This window comes from Vibrio sp. SCSIO 43133, assembly GCF_023716845.1.
In the GTDB taxonomy this organism is placed as follows: Bacteria; Pseudomonadota; Gammaproteobacteria; order Enterobacterales; family Vibrionaceae; genus Vibrio; species Vibrio mediterranei.
Window position 1 is genome coordinate 1,420,829 of sequence record NZ_CP068025.1, and the last position, 23,680, is coordinate 1,444,508.

Annotated in this window: 21 protein-coding genes; 11 read left to right on the forward strand and 10 right to left on the reverse strand. The window is 44.0% G+C overall.

Annotated elements, in window-relative coordinates:
- The first annotated feature begins 37 nt into the window (after window positions 1-37).
- The 5 genes from JKJ11_RS23280 to JKJ11_RS23300 all read left to right on the forward strand — a co-directional run bounded on the left by JKJ11_RS23280 (window position 38) and on the right by JKJ11_RS23300 (window position 8,224).
- Window positions 38-2,788 carry a hybrid sensor histidine kinase/response regulator gene (locus JKJ11_RS23280; RefSeq protein WP_252039348.1) on the forward strand — a complete coding sequence of 917 codons (2,751 nt, stop codon included), beginning with the start codon at window positions 38-40 and terminating at the stop codon, window positions 2,786-2,788.
- A gap of 78 nt (window positions 2,789-2,866) precedes the next feature.
- Entirely contained in the window at window positions 2,867-3,571 is a 705-nt protein-coding gene (locus JKJ11_RS23285) for a DUF445 domain-containing protein (RefSeq protein WP_006069748.1), read from the forward strand.
- 203 nt (window positions 3,572-3,774) lie between these two features.
- Window positions 3,775-5,517, forward strand: a complete 1,743-nt coding sequence (locus tag JKJ11_RS23290; RefSeq protein ID WP_198559308.1) for a methyl-accepting chemotaxis protein — start codon at window positions 3,775-3,777, stop codon at window positions 5,515-5,517.
- 432 nt (window positions 5,518-5,949) lie between these two features.
- The gene (locus JKJ11_RS23295) at window positions 5,950-6,786 is read left to right on the forward strand and encodes an AraC family transcriptional regulator (RefSeq protein ID WP_252039350.1); all 837 of its coding nucleotides are present in this window, start codon (window positions 5,950-5,952) and stop codon (window positions 6,784-6,786) included.
- 97 nt (window positions 6,787-6,883) lie between these two features.
- Window positions 6,884-8,224, forward strand: a complete 1,341-nt coding sequence (locus tag JKJ11_RS23300; RefSeq protein WP_252039351.1) for an MATE family efflux transporter — start codon at window positions 6,884-6,886, stop codon at window positions 8,222-8,224.
- Between the two features lie 31 nt (window positions 8,225-8,255).
- Here JKJ11_RS23300 and JKJ11_RS23305 read toward each other — a convergent pair whose 3' ends face one another.
- Entirely contained in the window at window positions 8,256-9,170 is a 915-nt protein-coding gene (locus JKJ11_RS23305) for a LysR family transcriptional regulator (protein ID WP_252039352.1), read from the reverse strand.
- Between the two features lie 106 nt (window positions 9,171-9,276).
- Here JKJ11_RS23305 and JKJ11_RS23310 point away from each other — a divergent pair, with 106 nt between their 5' ends.
- On the forward strand, window positions 9,277-11,295 hold the full coding sequence (locus JKJ11_RS23310; protein ID WP_006069742.1) for an alkyl/aryl-sulfatase: 2,019 nt from the start codon (window positions 9,277-9,279) through the stop codon (window positions 11,293-11,295).
- 53 nt (window positions 11,296-11,348) lie between these two features.
- Here JKJ11_RS23310 and yegD read toward each other — a convergent pair whose 3' ends face one another.
- Entirely contained in the window at window positions 11,349-12,701 is a 1,353-nt protein-coding gene (gene yegD / locus JKJ11_RS23315; RefSeq protein WP_252039353.1) for a molecular chaperone, read from the reverse strand.
- Between the two features lie 163 nt (window positions 12,702-12,864).
- On the opposite strand from yegD, the gene JKJ11_RS23320 reads away from it, so the two are divergent.
- On the forward strand, window positions 12,865-13,323 hold the full coding sequence (locus JKJ11_RS23320; protein ID WP_252039354.1) for a GNAT family N-acetyltransferase: 459 nt from the start codon (window positions 12,865-12,867) through the stop codon (window positions 13,321-13,323).
- Window positions 13,324-13,339: 16 nt separating this feature from the next.
- Here JKJ11_RS23320 and JKJ11_RS23325 read toward each other — a convergent pair whose 3' ends face one another.
- The 7 genes from JKJ11_RS23325 to JKJ11_RS23355 all read right to left on the reverse strand — a co-directional run bounded on the left by JKJ11_RS23325 (window position 13,340) and on the right by JKJ11_RS23355 (window position 19,268).
- Window positions 13,340-13,765 carry a hypothetical protein gene (locus JKJ11_RS23325; RefSeq protein WP_252039357.1) on the reverse strand — a complete coding sequence of 142 codons (426 nt, stop codon included), beginning with the start codon at window positions 13,763-13,765 and terminating at the stop codon, window positions 13,340-13,342.
- A gap of 136 nt (window positions 13,766-13,901) precedes the next feature.
- The gene (locus JKJ11_RS23330; RefSeq protein WP_252039358.1) at window positions 13,902-14,780 is read right to left on the reverse strand and encodes an L-ribulose-5-phosphate 3-epimerase; all 879 of its coding nucleotides are present in this window, start codon (window positions 14,778-14,780) and stop codon (window positions 13,902-13,904) included.
- Window positions 14,781-14,789: 9 nt separating this feature from the next.
- Window positions 14,790-15,437, reverse strand: coding sequence for a 3-keto-L-gulonate-6-phosphate decarboxylase UlaD (locus JKJ11_RS23335; protein WP_096443586.1), 648 nt, complete (start codon window positions 15,435-15,437; stop codon window positions 14,790-14,792).
- Window positions 15,438-15,442: 5 nt separating this feature from the next.
- Window positions 15,443-16,264: a Cof-type HAD-IIB family hydrolase gene (locus JKJ11_RS23340; protein ID WP_006069736.1), complete on the reverse strand. Its 822-nt coding sequence runs from the start codon at window positions 16,262-16,264 to the stop codon at window positions 15,443-15,445.
- A 4-nt stretch (window positions 16,265-16,268) separates the two neighbouring features.
- Window positions 16,269-16,961 carry an L-ribulose-5-phosphate 4-epimerase gene (locus JKJ11_RS23345; RefSeq protein WP_006069735.1) on the reverse strand — a complete coding sequence of 231 codons (693 nt, stop codon included), beginning with the start codon at window positions 16,959-16,961 and terminating at the stop codon, window positions 16,269-16,271.
- A gap of 10 nt (window positions 16,962-16,971) precedes the next feature.
- Window positions 16,972-17,451, reverse strand: coding sequence for a PTS sugar transporter subunit IIA (locus JKJ11_RS23350; RefSeq protein ID WP_006069734.1), 480 nt, complete (start codon window positions 17,449-17,451; stop codon window positions 16,972-16,974).
- Between the two features lie 56 nt (window positions 17,452-17,507).
- The gene (locus JKJ11_RS23355) at window positions 17,508-19,268 is read right to left on the reverse strand and encodes a PTS ascorbate-specific subunit IIBC (protein WP_031493566.1); all 1,761 of its coding nucleotides are present in this window, start codon (window positions 19,266-19,268) and stop codon (window positions 17,508-17,510) included.
- 365 nt (window positions 19,269-19,633) lie between these two features.
- Here JKJ11_RS23355 and ulaR point away from each other — a divergent pair, with 365 nt between their 5' ends.
- The 4 genes from ulaR to JKJ11_RS23375 all read left to right on the forward strand — a co-directional run bounded on the left by ulaR (window position 19,634) and on the right by JKJ11_RS23375 (window position 22,672).
- Window positions 19,634-20,389, forward strand: coding sequence for an HTH-type transcriptional regulator UlaR (gene ulaR / locus JKJ11_RS23360; RefSeq protein ID WP_006069732.1), 756 nt, complete (start codon window positions 19,634-19,636; stop codon window positions 20,387-20,389).
- 112 nt (window positions 20,390-20,501) lie between these two features.
- On the forward strand, window positions 20,502-21,569 hold the full coding sequence (gene ulaG / locus JKJ11_RS23365; protein ID WP_252039359.1) for an L-ascorbate 6-phosphate lactonase: 1,068 nt from the start codon (window positions 20,502-20,504) through the stop codon (window positions 21,567-21,569).
- A 55-nt stretch (window positions 21,570-21,624) separates the two neighbouring features.
- Window positions 21,625-21,870, forward strand: coding sequence for a hypothetical protein (locus JKJ11_RS23370; protein WP_006069730.1), 246 nt, complete (start codon window positions 21,625-21,627; stop codon window positions 21,868-21,870).
- The gene (locus tag JKJ11_RS23375; RefSeq protein ID WP_252039360.1) at window positions 21,860-22,672 is read left to right on the forward strand and encodes a Cof-type HAD-IIB family hydrolase; all 813 of its coding nucleotides are present in this window, start codon (window positions 21,860-21,862) and stop codon (window positions 22,670-22,672) included. The genes JKJ11_RS23370 and JKJ11_RS23375 overlap by 11 nt, the downstream gene beginning before the upstream one ends.
- Window positions 22,673-22,713: 41 nt before the next feature.
- Here the strand turns inward: JKJ11_RS23375 and JKJ11_RS23380 are convergent, their stop codons facing one another.
- On the reverse strand, window positions 22,714-23,514 hold the full coding sequence (locus JKJ11_RS23380) for an acyl-CoA thioesterase (RefSeq protein ID WP_252039361.1): 801 nt from the start codon (window positions 23,512-23,514) through the stop codon (window positions 22,714-22,716).
- Window positions 23,515-23,680: the final 166 nt, after the last annotated feature.

Consider the following 23,680-nt stretch of genomic DNA (forward strand, 5'->3'; position numbering starts at 1 on the left):
AAAACGATGTTCAAGATTATTATCAAGGAATAGTGATATGAATTTGCTAAATAAGATGTCTATTAAGAGCAGGATCATACTACTAGCTATTTTACCTTTGACCGTTATCTTAATATTTTCCGCTTGGGAAGCGTTTAGAACTCAAAACAGTCTGCAACAAATGTCTGTTTTATCGAGTGAAGTGACCGCTCTAGGTTATATTTCCAGATATAGCACATCACTCCATAAATCTCGTCTAGAAAAGCTCGAAAACACATTTGGTAGTAATAAAAATGTCATATTTAGCGAGCTAAATGAATGCTTAGACAAAATAGCCAACACCGTGAAGAGTATTTATTCTGCAGACGCACTCTCAATGGCAAATACTACTCTCGAAGAGCTTCGAGACGCTCAGAGTGAATTGCAATCCGTCACGGAAATGGACGAACTGGAAGAATGGAGTTCATGGACTAATGACCTTATCAATCAACTGATCGCGCAATTAGAAAGCACTAAAGTAGATACCGGAACGATTAAACTGGAATCGCATTTAAACGCTTTATTTACCCTCGAATGGATTCGTCTCTGGGCAACAGAAGAGAATTGGTTAATCCACATTGATATTGTCGAAGGACACGCCGAAGAGCATCATGATTCTCATGCAGCTCATGAACAACTCTCGACTTTATTTGAGCGCCAACAGTATCTTATAGAACGCTTCCTTAATATCAGTGCCGATGCATCTCAAGTCAGTTTACTGCTAAAAACGTTTTCCGATGAGTCTTTTGTGGAGAGCATCCTTTTTAGGGACCGTGTACTAGATGAAAGCCAGCCGGAGCTGGCAACACAAGAGATTACATCCGGTATTGCTGCTCTAGATAAGAGGCTAAAGCTTATTCAGCAAGCGACCGATCAAATCAATGAACAGCTGACCAATGAAATGGCTCAAAGCATCAAAGACTTGGAACAGCGTCTTTGGTTAACCATTGGCCTCACTGTGTCGATTATGGCAGCGCTCTTCATTTTGAGTATAAACATCACTCGTCGAATCATCTTTTTCCTAAACAATACACTAGAAACATTTGAGCGGCTCGAGAATCAAGAGGAATCAGATACTCTAGCCTCAACCGAGGGACAAGATGAGTTCAGTCATTTTGGTAAGAAAATGAACAAGCTCATTCATGAAAGACGAGAAAATGAACACAGAATGCTAGCAGCCAAAGAGGAAGCAGAACGAGCCAACGTGGCGAAAAGCTCTTTCCTTGCCAATATGTCTCATGAGATAAGAACGCCTCTAAACGGCATTATCGGCATGTCTGGCATTCTCTCTGAATCTAATCTCGATCCGATTCAACGCGATTATCTCAACACCATCGACACCTCATCGCAGACCCTACTTATCTTGATCAATGACATCCTAGATATCTCTAAGATTGAGTCAGGTAACCTATTGATTTCTTTGCATAGCTCGAACTTGCGCGAGATCGCTTATGACACGATCGCGATCGTAATGTCAAAAGCGAAGGAAAAAGATCTCCAACTGCAGATCAGTTTCTCACCTCAGATGCCACATATGCTGATCATCGACGATCACCGTTTGCGTCAGATCTTGATGAACTTAATGTCGAATGCAGTGAAATTTACCAACAAAGGTCATGTAAGAATGGAGATCAACGTGACTGAGATCGATGAACAGCGCTGCAGTATTTACTTTGCCATTGTCGATACTGGTATAGGTATCGACAAAGATAAACAAGACTCAATTTTTAAACCATTTACGCAAGAAGACAGTTCTGTGACACGACAATACGGCGGTACGGGCTTGGGACTCGCTATTTCATCGCAATTAGTTGAGTTGATGGGAGGAAATATTGAAATTGACTCAGAAAAAGGTAAAGGAAGCCGATTCTTTTTCACTATCGAATCTAGTATAAATCAAGCCACATCACCGCATATCAATGAATTGGACGGCAGCAATTTTGTTATCATCAGTAATGGACAAACTTATGCAGCACAAGTAAGCCAAGAACTGCATCAGTTTGGTTTAGAAAATCTGTCTATGTGCACTTCTTATGAGGAAGCTTCTCCAAACGATCGCTCTATTATTCTTTATTGTGCAAGCGAAGAGCATGATAGCGAGGCCGACTTGATTGATATTGCTAAACGATCACCTGACAGCCCAATTGTGCTCGTACAGCCACAAAACTCTTCTTCCACTCACTACCCACAACTCATTTCTGGTTTAGTCACTTTCCCTCTGCTGGGCGCTCGGTTGATTGATACATTGAAACATGCACCAAGTCAGCATCAATCCTTGCAACAGCCCACTGCAAATACCCTTGAGATTGTGGGTGACGAAGCTGCTAATACAAACTCAGAAAATGCGCCTAAGTCGCTGCTTAACATAGTGAGCAACCCAGACAGCCAATCTATATTGCTGGTCGAAGACAACCTAGTGAATCAGAAGGTCGCGAGCCTGTTATTGAAGAAGTCTGGTTACGAAGTTGATATTGCCAATAATGGACAGGAAGCGTTGAATTTTCTTTGCGATGACTCCAACCACTACCACGTAATATTAATGGACTGCATGATGCCAGTAAAAGATGGCTTTACCGCTTCGCAAGAATTCAGGCTTTACGAGGAACAATACAACAAAGCACGAACGCCAATTATTGCTCTTACTGCCAGTGTGCTTGATGATGATATCCGTCGCTGTACCGAAAGCGGAATGGACGATTACGTATCAAAGCCCTTTAATAAAACCGTCTTGTTAGAAAAAATCAAAACTATTCGTGACAACGCTGACTAATCGTCGACAAAAAGTGGCTTTTTATAGCGACGTTTTTTCAATAGAATCAGCGCAACGTTATTAATCTAGCAAGACATTATGAATAAGAGTCTCATTACTAATTTCATTGCCCTAGCGCTACTCGCTGCGGGCTATCAACTCGACAACACCCTAGTGCTATATGCTGGCCTGTTCGCTTTTTCAGGTGCGGTGACTAACTGGCTCGCGATCCATATGTTGTTCGAGAAAGTGCCGGGACTTTATGGCTCTGGAGTTATACCAGCACGCTTTGAAGATTTTAAATTAGCGATAAAAAACTTAATGATGGAGCAGTTCTTTACCAATGAGAACATCGATCGCTTCCTCAATAAAGAAATGAGCTCAGGTATTCCACTGGATTTAGAACCAATATTAGAAAAGGTCGACTTTAACCCTGCTTTTGATTCGCTGGTTGAAGTGATCGCGAACTCTCAATTTGGTGGTATGTTGGCGATGCTTGGCGGCACCGAAGCATTGGAACCAATGAAACAGCCTTTCGTTGAAAAGATGCAGCAGTCGGTGATTGAAATCAGCCAAAGCGATTCAGTAAAACAAGCTCTGGTTGAACAACTCGAATCACCGAAGATGTTAAACGAAGTAAAAGACAATGTTGAAGCGATTATCGACCAGCGACTCAGTGAATTAACACCAAAACTGGTTAAAGAAATCGTTCAAAAGATGATAAAGGAGCACCTAGGCTGGCTTGTGGTTTGGGGCGGTGTATTTGGTGGGATTATTGGTATTTTGTCCTCACTATTTGTCTAGCACTTGTCGTGTTGACAATTGCTATGCAGGGCCAGCGGTATATTCGCTGGCTTTTTTGTATCTTACTCAATATAAATGGACATCTTTAATCAAAACTAGACATAAATAAACTTAGGTTCATAACTATTACCTATGTCACGTTACCTAAATGATGAAAATATTACTATACACATCAATAACTTCGGTAAATGGACCTACTAATAATGAAGAACCTCTCCTTCAAACTAAAACTCTATTCAATAGTCATAGCAATTATATTTACTACCATTGGCACCAGTTATTTTGCTGCTAATAGCTTTGTGGAATCCTATATTGAGCGCAGTGGTTCTTCTACAACACAAGAAAAGCTTACCCTCTTGAACCAAAGTGTTACCGACAAACTTAACTACAGTTTTCAACAAGCCAAGTCCCTTAATGTCAGCTTTATCGACGTAAAAGATATTGTCGAAAAAACCGAGTTTGATAACATCACTAAAATGTCTTCTGGTTTCGTTTTTGACAAATCCGGCATTGTGGAAGATGAGAATATTGTTGCGGCATTAGAGGCAGAATTAGCCAAAGCCAACGGACAGATCGTTGCAAACGAAATCGTCAAACAGGATGATAAGCTCTTACTGAATATAGTGGTACCCAATGTTCAAAGTAATGAAGTGACATTCTACCAACTCGATCTCAGCTTTATTACTCAACCGCTCGCAGAAACCAGCGGCAACGGTGACTACCTGACACTCAAAGATGGTGCTGGCAATGTCCTCTTCTCCAATACGACTCCGGGTCAACATATCGAGTTTGACTCAACGATTCCTGTATTAAACGATACTTGGACATTGACCGCTTACTTAGATAGTGCTGTTACAGAGGCTAATGCCGCCACAATCAGTACGCAAATAACCCAAGCACTGCTCGTAGCTGCTGTTATCATTATTCCGTTGAGTATGATGATAATCGCCTTCTTACTAAAACCTATCACACTGCTTCAAAACGTGGTGAGAAACCTCGCAACAGGTAAAGGCGACCTTACTCAAAGACTTACGGTCGACTCTAACGATGAGTTTGGTAAAATTTCCCAAGACATCAATACCTTTATCGCTCAATTGCAAACCTTAGTGGGCAATGTTATTCAGTCTTGTAATGAAACCAGTCGTTCAATCCTACATATCGAGCAACAAGCTAAAGAAAATCAGGCTCTGTTCCAATCACACCAAAATGAAATGGACCAGATTGTTACCTCTATTCATGAAATGAGTGCCTCTTCCGATACAGTGGCCAATGATGCGCAACTAGCATCAAATAATACTGAAACGGCTAACCAAGCCAGCTCTGACTCGAAGCTGATTGTCGAAGAAGCTATCTCAAGTTTGCAGGCTCTGGTCGCAGAAGTGGAAAACACCTCACAAGCTGTTGTAGCTATGAGTGCCGATACACAGAAGATTGGTGACACACTTGAAGTAATCGGTGATATCGCAGAGCAAACCAACCTACTTGCACTTAACGCTGCAATCGAAGCTGCACGCGCAGGTGAACAAGGACGCGGATTTGCCGTCGTCGCTGATGAAGTGAGAGCTCTGGCTTCTCGCACTCGACAAAGCACATCTGAAATCAATGAAATGCTATCTAAGCTTCATGCTGGCAACGAAGCCGTTGTCGCCAATATGGACTCCACCAAGCATCGTTGTAAGCTGTATGAAGAACAAACCAGCGGGGTGACTAACTCTCTCGACTCCATGATGACCTTTACTGATGAGATCAATGGTCTCGTTGCTCAAATTGCATCATCAGCGAAGGAGCAAAGTACAGTATCGGAAGAGATCAATAAGAACATGGTGACGATTCAAGATATGGTGCGCACATTGGTCCAAAATGGAGAGCTGGCAACACAAAATGCCAATGACTTAAAAGGCAGAAACCAAGAGCTTCTCACTACCGTTGAACAGTTCAAAGTGTAGCTCCGGCTCCATATATCGTTGCAAGCTCACTTCGGTGAGCTTTTTTAATGCTAGGACAAGTTTACGACAAGAAAAAAGCCAATCGCGAAAACAAGGCGATTGGCTATATAACGTGTGAACAAGAGGTGTTCACTAACAACGTCAGTTGGCTAGGTGACCCTTAAATCAGAGGGTCGAATCATTCTAGATTCATAAACGAGACAAATTCAAGCAACAATTGCCATTTATATCAGCAATTTATGTACTATTGGATTTACATCACAGCTCAACTTATCGCCAACCCAAGTTAATTACCACTTTATAGTTAAAACCGTGTTGCTCTCATCCCAACCTAAGGTAGGTCAATTCCTACTCGTAATCAGTTTGTCACCTCGAATCACTTATCAATCAATGTCATACTAGACACATCTTTCCTTGCCGCCTATGTGAATCATGAAAGACAAAATTAACTTGGTAACATTACCCAAAGGTCATCCTTGTCAGGTCGTCGATTGCCGTATGGAGTCAGAAGAAGTCTTCTTGGAACCACATCGTCACGACTATTTTGAAGTCATTTGGTGTTTGGATGACTCCGGCTCTCAACGTATCGATTTTGTCGATTATCAGAGTGTAAAAGGGCGGTTTTTTACAATCGCCCCAGGGCAAGTTCATGAGTCAAACTCACTAGGTAGTAACGTCAAAATGCTCATTTTCTCGACCGATTTTTTCGAAAATCGCTACCGCCATCAATTGATGTTTGACGCAATATTTTCTGCTCACCAAAATCAGCACCCTTATATCGATACTCAGGGCAGAGGAGCAACGCAACTTGATGCCGTTTTCGATTTGCTGCTGGAAGAGTATCAACGTGAAGACACCGATTGGGATTTGATCGAATCCTTGCTTACCTGTTTCTTGCGCTATCTTGTTCGCTTTTCGGTGGACAAAACCGAAGCAATTACTGTGCGGGATGAACGAATTTCACAGGTGACAACACTTATCGAAACCCACTATCAGAGCGAACGAAACGTGGCGTTTTATGCCGATAAACTTTCCATTACCAGTAAGCGCCTTAATGAGCTAAGTAAAGCACACCTAGGTAAAACCATTACCAAGTTGCTTCATGATAGAGTACTTCTGGAAGCGAACCGTGAACTTATCTTTTCGACGAAAACCGTTAAAGCCATAGCACTGCAACTTGGGTTTGAAGACCCCTCTTATTTTGGCAGATTTTACCGTACGAACATGGGTGAATCTCCGGCTGAATTTCGAAGAAGAACGTCCAAATAGTGCCAGATTAAAGGCAGATAATCCCTTTTTAATGTCAAATTTCGTAACGATAATACCATTATCTCTGTTCATCAATTTATAGGTATTGTCGTTTCCAATGAGCATAAACCTCAAGTCCGATCCAATCCAGAAATCGTTCATTCAGTATCTTCTACCAGCGCTATCAGGCATGGTCATTAAGTCCATTTTCATTATGGGTGACGCTTGGTTTGTGGGGAAAGGTGTCGGCGCTGAAGGTCTTGGTGCTATCTCTTTGACGATTCCTGCCTTTTCCTTGTTCACTGCGATTGCAATGATGATAGGTATCGGTGGTGCAGCGCTCATGTCGATTGAATTTGGAAAGGGCAATCTAAGTGTTGGCCAAACGCTGTTTAGTCAGGCGATGCTTGCCACAGCCATTATCTCGACAATTGCTGTATCAATCGCACTCTTTTGCCTAGACGATATTATCCGCTTGATGGGCGCTACTGGATACATGGCACAACTAGCGCATGACTATTTGGGTGTGATGCTCAAGTTCTTTGTTCTTTATGCTCTTGCTTGGGTTATGTCTTGCTTTATACGTAATGATACCAACCCAAAACTCGCTATGTACGCCATGTCAGCAGGCGCAGTCACCAACTTGGTCTTGGACTACTTCTTTGTGCTTCAGTTTGGCTGGGGGATGAAGGGAGCGGCATACGCGACTGCGATTTCTCAAGCGGTCATAGCACTGATTCTTCTCAGCCACTTTTGGCAAGCTAAAGGTCAGCTAAGGCTGACCTTACAAGGTCTTGGTCTGGATAAGGTAAGACAGATCCTAAAGATAGGCACCCCCACTTTCTTTATTGAGATCACCTCTGCGCTGACGATACTCTTATTCAACTACGTACTGCTTAGCCAATTTGGAGAGAGCTACATCATCGCTTACGGCTTAACCGCAAATGTGGGTGTATTTGCGTTATTTGTTATCGTTGGCATTAATCAGGCGTGTCAGCCTATTATCAGTTTTAACCATGGTGCTAACTTGCCGGAACGAGTGAAAGCTACACTCAAACTTGGGCTTGTTACGTCAATTGGCAGTGGCTTACTATTTCTCGCTGTGATCGGATTGTTCTCAGAGACAGTCGCACGTTTCTACCTTGGCGATAATATCGAGCTCGTTGAACTATCCGCGACTGCGCTACTGTTTTTCTTTTATGCGACACCGCTAATGGGACTAAACCTTGTCGTCGCCAACCTGTTTCAGGCCATTGCAAAACCCAATCAGGCAACCATAATCTCTCTTGCTCGTGGGTTTGTATTTGTTGCACTAGGCGTCATTGTCTTGCCAAGCTTGTTCCCTATTAATGGCATTTGGGCGAGTATTCTATTTGCAGAGGCCATGACAGCTATCATCAGTTTGGGACTGTTACTAACTTTTATAAAGTCACAGAAAATGGCGGCGATTCGTACTTAAATAAAGTGGGAGTCGCCACTTTTGTCGACTCTCAGTGACCGAGGTTTAGCTCAGACAGGTAGGAGAGCAGCTTTTCCCGAAGCCATATATTGGCTTTGCTGCTCTGCTCTCGACTATGAGCGACCAACTTAAAGTCGACAGGGATCGGGCGAAACGGTGCTTCGATAATCTGAATATCAAAACGCTCCGCAAACAAAGTAGCCACGCTACGGCTCATCATTCCAATGCTCTCACTACTTGCCACTAATGCCATCAACACCAAAAGAGAATCGCTTTCTGCAGCTACCTTTCTCCCTCTAATATTCTCCTCAGTAAAATAGTCCGCTAAGAAGGCGTTTTCTCGTCTGAGCTTAAGAGTGATGTGCTTCTCCTGATAGTACTGCTCAACCGTGATATTGCCGCTGATTCGTGGATGTGATTTGCTGGCGATCAAACAGATTTGGTCAGTAAAGAACGGCTGTGAAAAACACAGCGAAGGTGTACGTTTGGCAAAGTCTATCGCTAGGTCTGCTTGACGTAAATTGAGCTTATCGAGCAACTCCTCTTCGGTCGCTAAGGTAGGATGAAGTACGATCTCACGTTCTCTCAAGGTTTTATCCGCTTCAATTTTCGGTAATAGCATCAGCATCACTGGTTCTGACGTGTAAACGGCAAAACGCCTTTTTCCTTGCACACTGAAATCTTTAACACCATCAATGGTGCTCTCTATGGTTTCCAGAGCTGGCTCAATATGGCGAGCTAATTCGTGAGCTAAATGCGTCGGCGCAATGCCTCGACCATCACGAACAAAAAGCCGCTCACCGAGTTGAGCTTGAAGTCGCTTTAAAGCCCCACTGACACCAGGTTGGGTCAAGTTAAGTACCTCTGCCGCCACGGTTATCGACTGATAACGATATACGGTCACGAACACGCGCATCAGGTTAAGATCAAAATCAGAGGCATTCATAAACATCACCATTAGTTATGTATTAACTAAATTAAATTGCATATTTAGTTATGAGTCAAGCCGCTATATTGACCTTAATTCCTGTTCTAACCGTGTGAGGTCAATTATGTACCGCAAACTTGTGCCATCTACTATCACCATTGCGATTCTTGCATCATTCAACGCTAGTGCTGATTACGTTGGCCTAGAAGACTATCAAGGCAAACCTGCGACTAGTCATACTATTGAAGCTAACCAAGCGTTAGCCGCCACTCTTCCTTGGGAAGATACTTCTGCTTTTGAACGCACGCAAAAGGGGCTGATTGCTGAATTTGGTAATCATGCTGCAGGTGAGCTGAAAAATCGCTTCGAATTTATGGCTGAAATGTCAGTCGAAGACATCCCACCGACGGTAAATCCATCGATCTGGCGCCAAGGTATGTTGAACTACGCTGCTGGTGGACTGTACGAAGTGACCGATGGCATTTACCAAATTCGTGGTGCCGACCTGTCTAATATGACCATCTATCGCACTGACAACGGCTACGTTATTCATGATCCATTGCTATCACGCGAAGCCGCTGAAGCATCTTGGGACTTTGCCAAGCAACACCTTCCAAAGATCAATGGCGAGCACAAAATCACCGGCATGATCTATTCGCACATGCACGCTGACCACTTTGGTGGCTCAAGAGGCATTGTTGAATCTGGAGATTTTGCTGACAATGCAAAGATTTATGCGCCAAAAGACTTTATCAAAGAGCTAGCAGATGAGAATGTCATCGCCGGTACAGCAATGGGACGCAGAGCAAATTACCAATACGGTACGACACTGTTGAACGATGCGAAAGGGATCGTTGATAACGCGTTAGGTCTTGGCACATCGCGCGGTGAAGTGACCTTAGTAGCTCCAACAACAGAAATCCAAGAACGCGAAAAAGTTATTACCATTGACGGCCTAGAATTCCACGCTATCAATATGCCGGGCGCGGAGGCACCAGCTGAAATCGTCTTATATGTTCCGCAGTATCGCTCCCTTAATACCGCAGAGCTAACCTATGATGGTATGCACAATATCTACACCTTCCGCGGTGCAAAAGTACGTGATTCCTTGGTTTGGACTAAGTATTTAACCGAGCTGAAGCTACGCTATGTTGATTCTGGCTTAGTCGATAACATTCACGCCGCGCACTCAGCTCCGGTTTGGAACGATCCAAACACGGAAGGTAACGAGATTTCCGCTTATATGGCGTTGCAACGCGACAACTATGGTTTCATCCACAACCAAGCAATGCGTCTTGCTAACCACGGCGTCACCATCCATGATGTGGGCAGAGAAATTGAACGCCTAGTACCAGAATCACAAAAGCAAACCTGGCACACCAATGGGTATCATGGCTCTTATAGCCACAACGCGCGAGCTGTTGTGAACTTATATCTTGGTTATCATGATATGAACCCCGTAAATACCAACCCACTAAAATCTAAAGAGAAATCTTGTGTATACGTAGAAGCAGCAGGTGCAGACACTCTATATCAAGCAGGACTGGCACATTTCAACAATGGTCAGTATCAAGAGGCGTCCCAACTGCTCAATGACTTAGTGCAGTGTGACCCGAATAACATTGACTATCGCTTTGCACTAGCAGACAGCTTTGAGCAACAAGGCTACCAATCAGAAACTATGGCATGGCGTAACTCCTACTTACAAGGCGCAGTGGAGCTAAGAACTGGCGAGATATCACCTTCAATCAAGCTGGCATCAGCTGACGTAATTGCTAATACTCCTACAGGCATGTTCCTTGATTTTATTGCAGTTAAACTCAACGCAGAAAAAGCAGAACAAGCTGAATTGGACTTTAGTTTCGGTTTATATCACCCAGATGTGGCAGAGCGTTACTACGGTGAAGTGTCTAATGCCAACATGAGTAACATCGAAGTGGACACTCTACCGAAAACCGATGTTGAGCTCATCGTACACAAAGCGGATTTAACACGAATTGCATTGGGTCAAACGACATTAGAAGCTTTGTTGAAGTCGGGACAAGCAGGAATCAAAGGGGATGGCGAGTTAATCGGAAAACTTGCTGCCACCTTGGACGAATTTGACGGAATGTTTGAAATACTTCCGATGCCAACCAAATAGACACATAAGCCCAGAGCCAAGCTCTGGGCTTATTTTATTCCATCTAAAACACACTATTTAAAACACACGTCAGCCCAACGCGCTAACCCTGCCGTTACCGAACCAAAGTAGTTGCCAGATACTACAGGGATGTTAGGTAGCACTTCTTGAACCGCATTGCGTAATACTGAAGAGCGTGCTGATCCGCCAGTCATATAAATGACATCAGGTGAGGTCGCAGATTGCTCTACTGCTTCTTTGACTAACGCCTGGATTTTTCTGGTCGGGTTATCAATGGCTTCTGCCATTTGAGCATGGCTGATATCAATGCCAACTTGTTCAGAGAACAAATCAATCATAGCGCGATATTCTGCTGAAGATTCAAGTGCGATTTTTGCTTTCTCAGCTTCGCGAATAACGGCATAACCTAACGTGTCTTTGCGCAGTGTGACCAGTCTCGATACTTTGTCTTGTTCAATGGCTTCTTTAGCAAGAAGTTGTAGCTCTTTTAAATTGTCATGAGCGTAGAACTTACGTTGAGCTTGAACATCATTAATCGCTATAGGGTTCCAAAATTGCGTCACAGGAATGTCTAACCCTGAGTGGCGCTTAGTCCCCATTCCGAATGCATGCATAAAGCGGCGAAAAGCGATGTAAATGTCCAGATCGTTTCCGCCTACAAGTTGGCCGGTATGGGCGATGAGTGAAGAGTCTCTATCTGCTTTCCCCACCCAACTTGGCCCCATTTGAATAAATGAGCAGTCCGTCGTACCACCACCGATATCGACCACCAGCACATTTTTATCTTCAGTTAACGATGACTCGTACTCAAGCCCTGCAGCTACAGGTTCAAACTGAAACTCGACATCTTTAAAGCCCGCACGCGTTGCCGCTCGCGATAAAATACCTTCCGCCTGACGGTTAGAGGCATCACCGCCACGACCTAAAAAGTTAACAGGCCTACCTATAACCGTTTGGCTGATGCTTTGTCCCAAGTGCAATTCCGCCTGACGTTTTACATTGCTCATCATGGCGCAAACCAAATCTTCAAAAAATGATAGCTGCATATCTCGAAGCCCCATCGCGCCCAAGAAAGATTTCGGCGATTTAATGTAATAGACGTCTTTAGGGTCTTCGAGGTACAGATCCAGCGCTGCTTCACCAAACAGTACATCCGTAGGAATCACTTCAATCCCTTCTTCTCGATTGAGCTTTACCGCACGTCGAAGCACGGCTTCACCTACTTCGTTGGAAGGTCGAATATCCAAGCAACGAAACAAGTACTCAGACACAGTTTCAGCCGTCGGAGCACAAAGCGTTGAGGGGATATAACAGTTATCACCCACCAGTGGGATCTGCTCGATGGCGTTATTTACAAGATGAGCGACAGAACAGTTCGCGGTTCCGTAGTCAAAACCAATGGCCATGGGTTACCTCAACATAAGAAAAAGGGCGGCAAAGAATAGCAGCCTCACAATGAAGTTCAAGGGGCAGAACCTTAAACCCTACACATGTAGACAGGTCAAAAGAAATTTTGCGCTACACTGTAGACATCGTTTTTACAGTGTAAAGCAGAATAAAGGTTGTGTGATGCATGAACCGCCGTTCACTTTAGAGCGCTTCGAACCTAAGCACGCTAAGCAAATCGTGACGCTTTGGCGCCGTGCTTTCTTGCTGGCGTTAGGCATAGAGCCTATTCATTCTGTTGAATCTCAGTTGTATTTTTTAACCAATATTTTGCCGCACAGTCATGACATCTGGGTGGTACTCACTCTAGAATCGAAACAACCCGTAGCGTTTATGGCAATTGATCGGAATGAAATTAATCAACTGTATGTCGCACCTGAGTTTCAGAGAAAAGGCATCGGACGTTTGTTAGTCGAAGAAGCACAAGCTCGCAGCGGAGGGGAGTTATCACTGAGAACATTTCAAATCAATCACAACGCGATCGAGTTTTATCGTCGACTTGGATTTACCGAACACGAAGGTAATAGCGATAACGAAGAAGGGCTAGAAGATATAGTATTTCGTTGGGAGCAGGAGAAATAATTCACAACGTTCGTTACTATGCTTTGACTTGAACAAATTTACTGTAAGTACTGACCTTACCGTTTATGTACTCTACACCATCGTGAATATTCTGCTCAGAACTACCTGCGATTTGATATTCAACGATGAACTCGCCGCTGATCACTTTAATAAACAGTAACCCATCAATGACTTTCCACAAACCCGATAACGACCGGCCGCCAAACATATCACGCTCAACTAAACTACCATTAGGACATAGCTCAATAAGCGAACTAAAGCCATCTTGGTTAACCTTGACCCATGATTGTTGATGTACTTCAAAGCTTAGGATTTTCCTACGTTTTTTCATCCACAGTTTGAAATCTCGCTGCTGTTGCTCAGTCAAAGCTGGAAGATCTTCCATTTCTAGCAACGTATTCTGTGTTTGATGCCAAAATAATTGGAGATGCAGAAGTTTCATAGCAGGCTTAGTGTCGAAAATGGAGGGCTAACTCTGAGGTAATCAACGAGGGATGTCAATAGATGAAAAAAGACGCAGCTTGGAGGGAAATCGCTGCGTCTTACTTCAGGAGCTCATATTAACCAATGTTTGCCAACTAGCTAAACAGCAGAGGTACCTCCACGCTCTGACAAACATGGTTTAATCGTTGCTTGGCTATCTCAATATTTTCGCGCCAGTTATCATCTTGCGCCCACATTTCAATCACCATTGGTACAACACAATCGGTACGTTTAAGTGTCTCGAAAATCGCCTCAAAATCCACTTCACCATCACCAATCACCAAATCCCTAAACTGACCTTGGTAATCGTTGGTAACTTTATAAGTGTCTTTAAGGTGAATTTGCACAATGTGCGGCATACTCAAGGCCAATTCCGTCGATACGTCATAATTCCAACCTGAGATATTACCCACGTCAGGATAGGCCGTGAGAAATGGCGAGTTTACTTCACGATTAAGCACTTCAAATTTGCTTAATGAGTTGAGGTAACAGGTATCCATTATCTCGACCGCTAGCATCACACCAGCTCGCTCTGCCATTTTTGCAGCTTGCTTCATCCCTTGGATAAAGTTCTGGTGCGTCTCTTGGTTAGCTGGCTCATAATAAACATCATAGCCCGCGAGCTGGATGGTTCGGATACCCAATTTAAACGCTAACGTAATCGCTTTCTCCATATGTAGGTGTGCTTGTTGACGTACTTGTGGATCCAAAGAGCCATAAGGGTACTTGCGGTGAGCACTAAGACACATTGATTGCAAAGGGATCTCGTAGCGTTCGCATAACCTTTTCAGATCGTAAATGGTCTCGTCATCCCAATCTAAGCGGCTTCTTCTTTCATCCGATTCATCGACGGAAATTTCTAAGAAATCGAAACCGAGCAGCTTGGTTTGTTGCAGTTTTTCTTCCCACGACAGTTCATTAGGCAACGCCTTTTCATACAGTCCCATCCGCGGTCTATCTAGCATCTGAAACATAGTGGCTCCTTAGTTCCAGAAACGGTCAATTTGCGCACGCAGTGCTTCTGCGGTCGCTTTTCCGTTCTCGCCAGCGAGTGCACGACCTGCGATAAACGTTTTTGCCTTAATGCCTTCAAATAAGTACAAATCTTCTGGCACGATACCACCTGTAATGGAGAGCTCGATGCCTAAGTCCGACAATTGACGCATTTTAACTAAGTCTTCTTCAGTCCAACCAACACCCGCAAGTTCTGCATCGCGAGAGCGGTGATAGATGGCTTGCTTGATACCTAGATCTACCCATGCTTGCGCATCTTCCATGGTCCAGTTGCCGTAAATTTCAATTTGAATTTCACCGTTAAACTCATCAGCAACTTTCTTACATGCGCCTATGGTTGCAATATGAGCGGCAGCTGACACCGTGATCCAGTCTGCACCAGCTTCAAATGCCATTTTAGAAAGAATTGCACCACCATCAGTAGTTTTCATGTCGCAAACAAGTACATGCTCAGGGTGGTTCGCTCTTAGTGTTTTTACTGCATTCATTCCTTCTGCAAACGCGAGAATGGTGCCTACTTCAATCACATCCACAAAGCTCTCTACATTGTCTGCTACTTCAATCGCTGCAGATAGATTGGTTTGATCTAGAGCGATTTGAATCATTGGTTTAGTCATCTTACTTATCCTTTAATTTTTTCACGTATTAAACGGGCAAGGCCGTCTTCGTTGTTATTCGTTTTGCAGGTGATTTTGGCGCTTTGTTTTACCATCTCATCGGCATTTTTCATGGCGATGCCAAGCCCGGCATACTCAAGCATGGAAATGTCATTGTGGTTGTCACCTGCAGCAATGACATGATGTGCTTCGTAGCCAAGTCCTTTGACATAATCAGCCAATCGTTTACCTTTGCTATTCCCTTGAGCGGCAAAATCAATACGATTGGACCAAGAGCGCTCACCATTAAAATTGCGCTTTATCCAAGAGTGTTCTGAGAGACGCTGAACCGAACTCGGCGCGCCCTCCACCACAAATTTCCACACATAATCAGTCTGTTGTGCCAATTGGCTGAACGAATCTATCTTGCGTATTTGTGGCTGATGCTGCTTCGGAAATTGCATTGCCCAAGACTCCAGCGCTTGCATATAAGCAATAGGATTGGCTCGGCTATACGTCATCTCATGCGTTACGTACATCACCATTTTCATTTGAAATTCAGTGGCTAGTTCAATGAACTTCAACGCATTGTCTTTATCGATAGCGTTATGCTCTACTACCTCATCTCGTTGGTAGTCATACACATAGGTACCGTTGCAACATATGATTGGCGTCGTCAGCTCTAGCTCATCGTAGAATGGCTTTGCTGCGGTATGATGTCGGCCAGTAACAATGACGACATGACATTGCGTTCGAGCCATGTGGATAGCAGATTTCACCTCCGGGTGAATCGTGTGGTCATCCGTTAATACCGTGCCATCTAAATCAAGAGCTAGTACTTTATACATAGGCTTACCTCTGGCCGTAATAGGCATTCTCACCATGCTTACGCAAGTAATGCTTGTCTGACAGTTCTGGTTGAATCTTGATACCGCTATTGAGAGAACGTGTCGCTAATGCCATCGCCGAGATTTCTTCAAGCACGACAGCGTTGTGAACCGCATCGTGGCCATCTTTGCCCCAAGAAAATGGCGCGTGTCCAGCTACAATCACACTTGGAATCGACATCGGTTTGATATTGCGTTGGTTAAATTCCTCCACTATCACCAAACCAGTATTGCGCTCGTACTCCCCTGCGATCTCCGCTTTAGTTAGCTTACGCGTACAAGGAATGTCGCCGTAAAAATAGTCTGCATGGGTCGTACCCAGTGACGGGATATCAATGCCCGCTTGAGCCCAAATAGTAGCGCTGCGTGAGTGCGTATGAACGATGCCACCAATTTCCGGAAACGCTTTATAGAGTTCAACATGCGTATCGGTATCACTGGATGGATTGAGCGACCCTTCCACTCGGTTGCCATCAAGATCAATCACTACGATGTCATCCACCTTCATGTCATCGTATTCAACGCCAGATGGTTTAATCGCAATGACGCCACGTTCGCGGTCAATTTCAGAGACATTGCCCCAAGTAAACGTCACTAGTCCATATTTTGGTAATGCGAGATTGGCAGCGAGAACTCGTTGTTTTAGTGCTTGATACATAACGCCTCCGTTAAGCCATCTCAGCGGCTAAGGCTTCATCGATAACGCGGTAGATGTCTTCTTTTGATTGGCAGCGGCGCAATTTATCGAGATCAACGCCCGTTTCACTGTCTTCATCATCGAGTACCTGGGTAACTTCCATTAAGCCTTCCATATGCTCATCAGACGAACTACCCGCTAAAGTAATCAACACATCGACAGGCTCATCTTCACCTTCGAAATAGACTGGCGTGTTTAGAGTCACTAGTGCAAACGCGGTTTTAATCACACCGTCTTCTGGTCTCGCATGAGGAAGTGCAAGATTCGGAGCGATACAGATGTAAGGACCTAATTTTTCTACACTACTGATGATGGCCTCATGGTAAGAGGGCTTGATAGCACCAGAGGCAATAAGCATGTCGGTACCAATGGTAATCGCTTCACGCCAATCACCCGCATGAGCGTGCAATTTGATAGAGTTGTTTTCGATTAGGGATTGCTTCAGAGCCATGATTTATCTCCTTCATCGGGCCAGCCATTACGCTGGCCCTTTTTGGTGTGTCGTTATTATTTTTGTGTTGCGAAGTTGGTGTTTATGATGTCGAGTAGCTCATCACCAAATGAATTTGGGTTAAGCATGTTTTGTACACCCAGCACAAACTTGCCATCGCCTGGATCCATCTCAGCAGAAAGGTGCTTAGATGACACGATGATGTCGGTAGATGCGAGTTTCGATTTGTAGTCAGACACGGCACATGAATCCATCACGTGGGGTATGCCTTTCTTCTCAAGATACTTACCAATCTTCATCTTCATCATCATTGATGAACCTTGACCGTTACCGCACACAGCAAGGATGCTTACTGGACGTACACCGTCGCTGGCTTCTACCGCTTTAGCTACAGCTTCAATCACTTCTGGTTCTTCTGTAACCGTTACCGAACCTTGAGCATCTTCTTCTGCACGCAATGCACGTGATGCGTAGAACATGTACACACCAGATAGCGCGACAAGAACGAAGAAGAACAAGTTAGATGCAGATAGACCTTGCATGATTGGTGGGAAAATTAACGCCCAGTCCGCCATACCCATCCAGCCGCTGAACTCAGTGCCTTGTTGGGTGAATAAGTGGATAGCCCAAGCCGAACCCACAACTTCGATGATGCCCATTACGAAACAGATCTTCATTACCGCTTTCCAGCCACCGAAGTGGTTAGCAAACACACCGATCGTTGCGTTAGAGAAGAACATTGGAATGAACCCAGGAATGATCATTATTGGCGCATCAAACGCTAACATCGCAAGAACCGCGACGAACTGACCAATCGCACCCCACATGAAACCAAATACCATTGCGTTTGGAGAGAATGCGTAGATAGCCGCACAGTCAATTGCCAATACCGCGTTTGGAATTACTCGCTCAGAAATACCTTTGAAAGCTTCTGACAGCTCGGCGACAAACATACGAACACCGGCAACAATAACCTGAATCGCTACCGCAAACTTAAGACCAGTCTCAAGGATGTAGATTGTCCAGTGCGTGCTTCCAGCCATGGTTTGTAGGTTATCGAGGCCAAATGAAAGAAGGATAATACCGAAGAAAACCGTCATCACGATCGCTGTTGCCGCGATGCTATCGTGGAATATGTGCAACCATTTAGGCAGTTCTAATTGGTCAACGCTATCATTTTTGTCACCCAGTTTTGGTGCCACTTTGGTAGCAATCCAAGAAGCAACCTGTTGTTGGTGACCAATTGAGAACCCAGCGCCACCGGTGACGGCTTCTGTTGGCTTAAACATGATATTGGCGGAGATACCCCAATACAGCGCCATCAGAATTGCTGAATAGATGATCGTTTCCCACATACTAGCGCCAAGCACGAAGTAGAATACTGCGATCAAACCCGCTTGTTGGAACATGATATGTCCAGTAAGCATGATAGTGCGAATACCGGTATAGCGGCGGAAAAGAACTAGTAGAATGTTGATGCCGAGTGCTAAAAGAACGGCATAGCCTACCCATGAGTAGTTATCACCCATCGTCTCCATGGTAGCCATCATTGATGTGTATGGGTCAATGACCGAACCGGTGAGTCCGTGGAACTCAGAGAGTTTTTCAATTACGGGTTTGAAACCTGCGACTAAGGTTCCCGCCCCGACTTGTACCAGCATAAAGCCGACAATAGTTTTGATTGTACCTTTGATGATGGTGGTGCCGTCACGTCTGAGTAGCCAGTAACCAATACAAGTTACCAGACCCAGTAGCAGCGGCGCTTTGGTCATTACTTGACTGTAAAATATGTAGAAGATGTCGTATAGAAACTCCATATTCTTGCCCCTTGGTAATGTTTTATATTTATGTGTAGGTCAGAGATTGTCCGTGTCGTTCACTGATGTTCTGTTCAGTAGTTGCTCACAACACAAACATTACCAATCATAAGTAATCATTCAATGCTCATTTATGATTATTTTGATTTTTATCAATTTTCGCGTTCTATAAACTGTATTTTTGCCAACACGATCACACACAGAAACAACAAATCATTTAATATCAATAACTTAATCATTTTTAGTGATTTACTTAGCACTTTTAGGGCGAGAGAATTTGACAGTCAGCCCTGAGCAAAATAGAATCATTACAAATCAAAAATAATCACCAAGTAATCACTTGATGACAAATTAAGGTGATAACCATGAATGAATTACAAAGACATGATGGAATCTTGTCTCTACTTGATGAAAAGCGAGTCATCAATGTGGCTCACATCATCGAGAACTTCGATGTTTCGCCTGCAACCGCCAGACGTGATATCGCAAAACTAGATGAGCTAGGTAAATTAAAAAAAGTAAGAAATGGTGCAGAACGTATTGAGATTAAGCGTAAGGCTTGGAGCCCGCTCAATATTGATACCACCGATCATTACCACGAAAAGTCACGCATTGCAGTGAAAGCCGCCTCCTTGTGTCAACCAGGCGATAGCGTTGTGATTAACTGTGGTTCAACAGCTTTCTTATTAGGACAAGAGTTATGCCAGCAAGATGTGCAAATAGTGACGAACTATTTTCCACTCGCCAGCTATTTAATTAATGAGGATCATGAAGATGTCATCATTATTGGCGGGCAATACAACAAAGCACAGAACATATTTCTTAATCCGTCACCAAATTCTTTAGGCGGATACGCCGGCCACTGGATGTTTACCAGTGGTAAAGGGCTCACTGAAAACGGTTTGTACAAAGCGGATATGTTAACCGCAGTATCTGAGCAGCAAATGGTAGAACAGATCGACAAACTCGTTGTTGTGGTAGATAGCTCGAAAATAGGTAATCGCACTGGCATGCTTTTCTGCCCAGCAGACAAAATAGATATCTTGATTACTGGCAAAGATGCCAACCCTGAAGTGATAGAAGCAATAAGAAGTAACGGCACCGAAGTGCTTCTCGTGTAAATAATTAACTAAACAAGTCCAGAAAAAATACCCAAGTACCTCTTTGCAAAAAGAGGTGCTAGGCACCCTACATCCAAAATTTGACCAATTTATTGAAATAAAAGGTATTGTTATGAGCAACGTAAATGAAATTACTCGTGAATCATGGATTTTAAGCACTTTCCCTGAGTGGGGTACTTGGCTAAATGAAGAGATTGAAAATACTGTCGTAGAGCCAAACACATTTTCAATGTGGTGGTTAGGCTGTACGGGTATTTGGCTTAAGAGTGAAGGCGATACTAACGTTACTATCGATTTCTGGTGTGGTACTGGTAAAAAAACACAAAAGAACCAGTTCATGAAAAACCAGCACCAAATGATGCGTATGGGTGGTGTTGAAGCACTTCAACCAAACTTACGTACAGCAATTTTCCCACTTGATCCCTTTGCGATCAAAGATATCGACGCAGTTATGGCCTCTCACGATCACGCCGATCATATCGATGTTAACGTGGCAGCGGCCGTACTACAGAACTGTGGCGATCATGTAAAATTCATTGGTCCACAAGCGTGTGTTGACCTATGGATGGGCTGGGGTGTTCCAGAAGATCGTTGTATCGTGGCAAAAGTAGGTGACGTTCTTGAAGTGGGCGATATGAAGATTCGCGTTTTGGACTCATTTGACCGCACTGCTCTAGTAACTCTGCCAGAAGGTACTTCTTCGTATGATAAAGAGATCCTAGATGGTATGGATAAACGCGCTGTAAACTACTTGATTGAGACCACAGGCGGTAGCGTATACCACTCAGGTGATTCACACTATTCAAACTACTACGCAGCACACGGTAACGAGTACCAAATAGATGTAGCCCTATTGTCTTATGGTGAAAACCCTCGCGGTGTCACCGATAAAATGACGTCATCTGACATCCTTCGCGCAGCTGAATCTTTAGACTGTGAGGTAGTCATGCCGTTCCACCACGATATTTGGGCTAACTTCCAAAACGATCCTAAAGAAATCGAAGTACTTTGGAATATGAAGAAAGACCGTCTGCAGTACAGTTTTGCACCTTTCTTCTGGCAAGTCGGTGGTAAATACACCTATCCAACAGATAAAGGTCGCATGCACTACCAGCATTTCCGCGGCTTCAAAGACATCTTCAAAAATGAGCCGGAGCTTCCATATAAAGCATTCCTATAAGGCGAACCGGGGGCGATATTCGCCCCTTTTTTTATCTGAAGAAAGGAACATCTGAATGCTGCTAAAGGAATTCAAACATCATTTTGCAAGAGGTGATATTGAAGGGGCAATAGCCCTTAAACCTCGCACGGCAAGGGGCTACTATCTGCTGATTATGAGCTCAAAATGGGGAGTCAACAGCTTCTTAGAAACAGGACGCGATCTCACCCCTCGCGTGTTCATGACAATGAGCGCGCTAATCAATGCCGCAACAGCGATTGGTTTGCAACCTCATCAAGTTGAGGTACAACATGAAGTATAAGCTCATCGCCATTGATCTAGATGGAACGCTACTCAATTCACAAGGGGAGATTGATACCCAAACCCAGCAAATAATCCGCTCCATAGCTTCAACAACAAACATCATCTTAACGACAGGTCGCCACCACACCACCGTCGCCTATTATCACCAACTGCTGCAATTGAACACTCCGGCCATCTGTTGTAATGGCTCTTATGTCTACCAGTTCGAAAACCAACAAATTACTTTTGCTGAGCCTATAGACAAACAGCGAGCGGCGCACTTTGTTTCTCAGTCTGAGTCTCTCGATCTGATTGCTTATGCTGACGACAAAATCTTGCTTTGTTACCAACATCCCGCTAATTACATCTCAAAATTGGAGTCATGGGGCACCACGCTCGAGCCAAACATCCAGCCCAAAATAGAGCGTGTTACTGATTTCGCGAGCGCGCTGAGCAATTGCAAGCATATCTGGACGTTCGTAACAGAAGGTAGTCCAAATGATATTGATGCCTTTATCTCTGACCCGCTGATTTATGAAAATTTCAGCTACGAACAATCCTGGTTTAACCGGATTGGCTTTAACAAAAAAGGCAATAGTAAAGGCGCCATGCTTTCACGCCTAGCCACTTCGTTAGGCATTAAGCTTGAAGATGTTGTGGCAATAGGCGATAACGACAACGATGTATCTATGTTGCAGTGTGCAGGACTTGGCATTGCGGTAAATAATGCGACCGAGAAACTTAAAAACTGTGCGGATATAGTAACCAAAGCCTCGAATGACCAAAACGCTATCGTTGAAGCCATAAAGATAATTTCTTAGCACTAGGAGAGCGTGTCTCTCCTAGTTATGTCTTTTTGTTATCAATCGAAGATTGCGATGCTCTGACGACTGACTGCCACCAACTGACCTCTATTGTTCCATATATTGGCCTGAGCATGAGCGTACCCTTGAGCCGCCTGACGAGTATGAGATTGGTAAGCAAACCAATCTTCTGGTTCAACAGGTTGGTGAGGATGGATAAATTCCAAGTTCCACATCATGCTGCTGGCAGGCGCCGGCGTTGACATCATTTGCAGTACACCTGGAGGCCATGCGTCGACCAAACAAATAAGATGTGCATCTGTAATCTGTTTTGGAGCTTGCTTGAATCGCATCCAACCCCAAGTATGTGAGTCTTTACTTGCAGTAAATGGCAGATGACCTCTAGCCAAAGCAAGATCGATATGGGAGGTATAATTAGGTGCACCTTGAGCCACTTCAGGAAATCTAGGTAGTTCATCCGGCAGTGGCATGATGTGGTTATCGTTGTTGTTAACACTAATATTCGAGTCGCGATCTGCCCCAAAACACCCTTGCTGAAAAACAGCAACCTGACCATTTTGAATCAATCGAGCACTCATCTGAGACACGCTTTTTCCTTCACGTAACACTTCGACTTCGAATGTGAAAGGCACATCGACAAGCAGCGGACCAACAAAATTGGTGTTCAATGAACGCAATACACGCTCACCATTAACTTGGGATTGCATGATGGTATACAACAGAGAGGCAGATAAGCCACCAAACACCGTTCTGCCTTGACCCCACGAAGATGGAATGGCCATATGCTCTCCAGTTTGAGCACATTGCTTAGCTTTTTCTAATAATTCATCGAAATGCATGCCGACCACCTCATGTTAACAGCTTGTTAGTTAAACGATAACTGGTCGGATAAGATAAATCAACACGAGCCTTATTTTTCTATAACCAAAGTCATATTTGTTATAAAAATAAACATTATTTGTTAAGCATGATAATAATTGACAGATGTAGAACAATTATTCTACC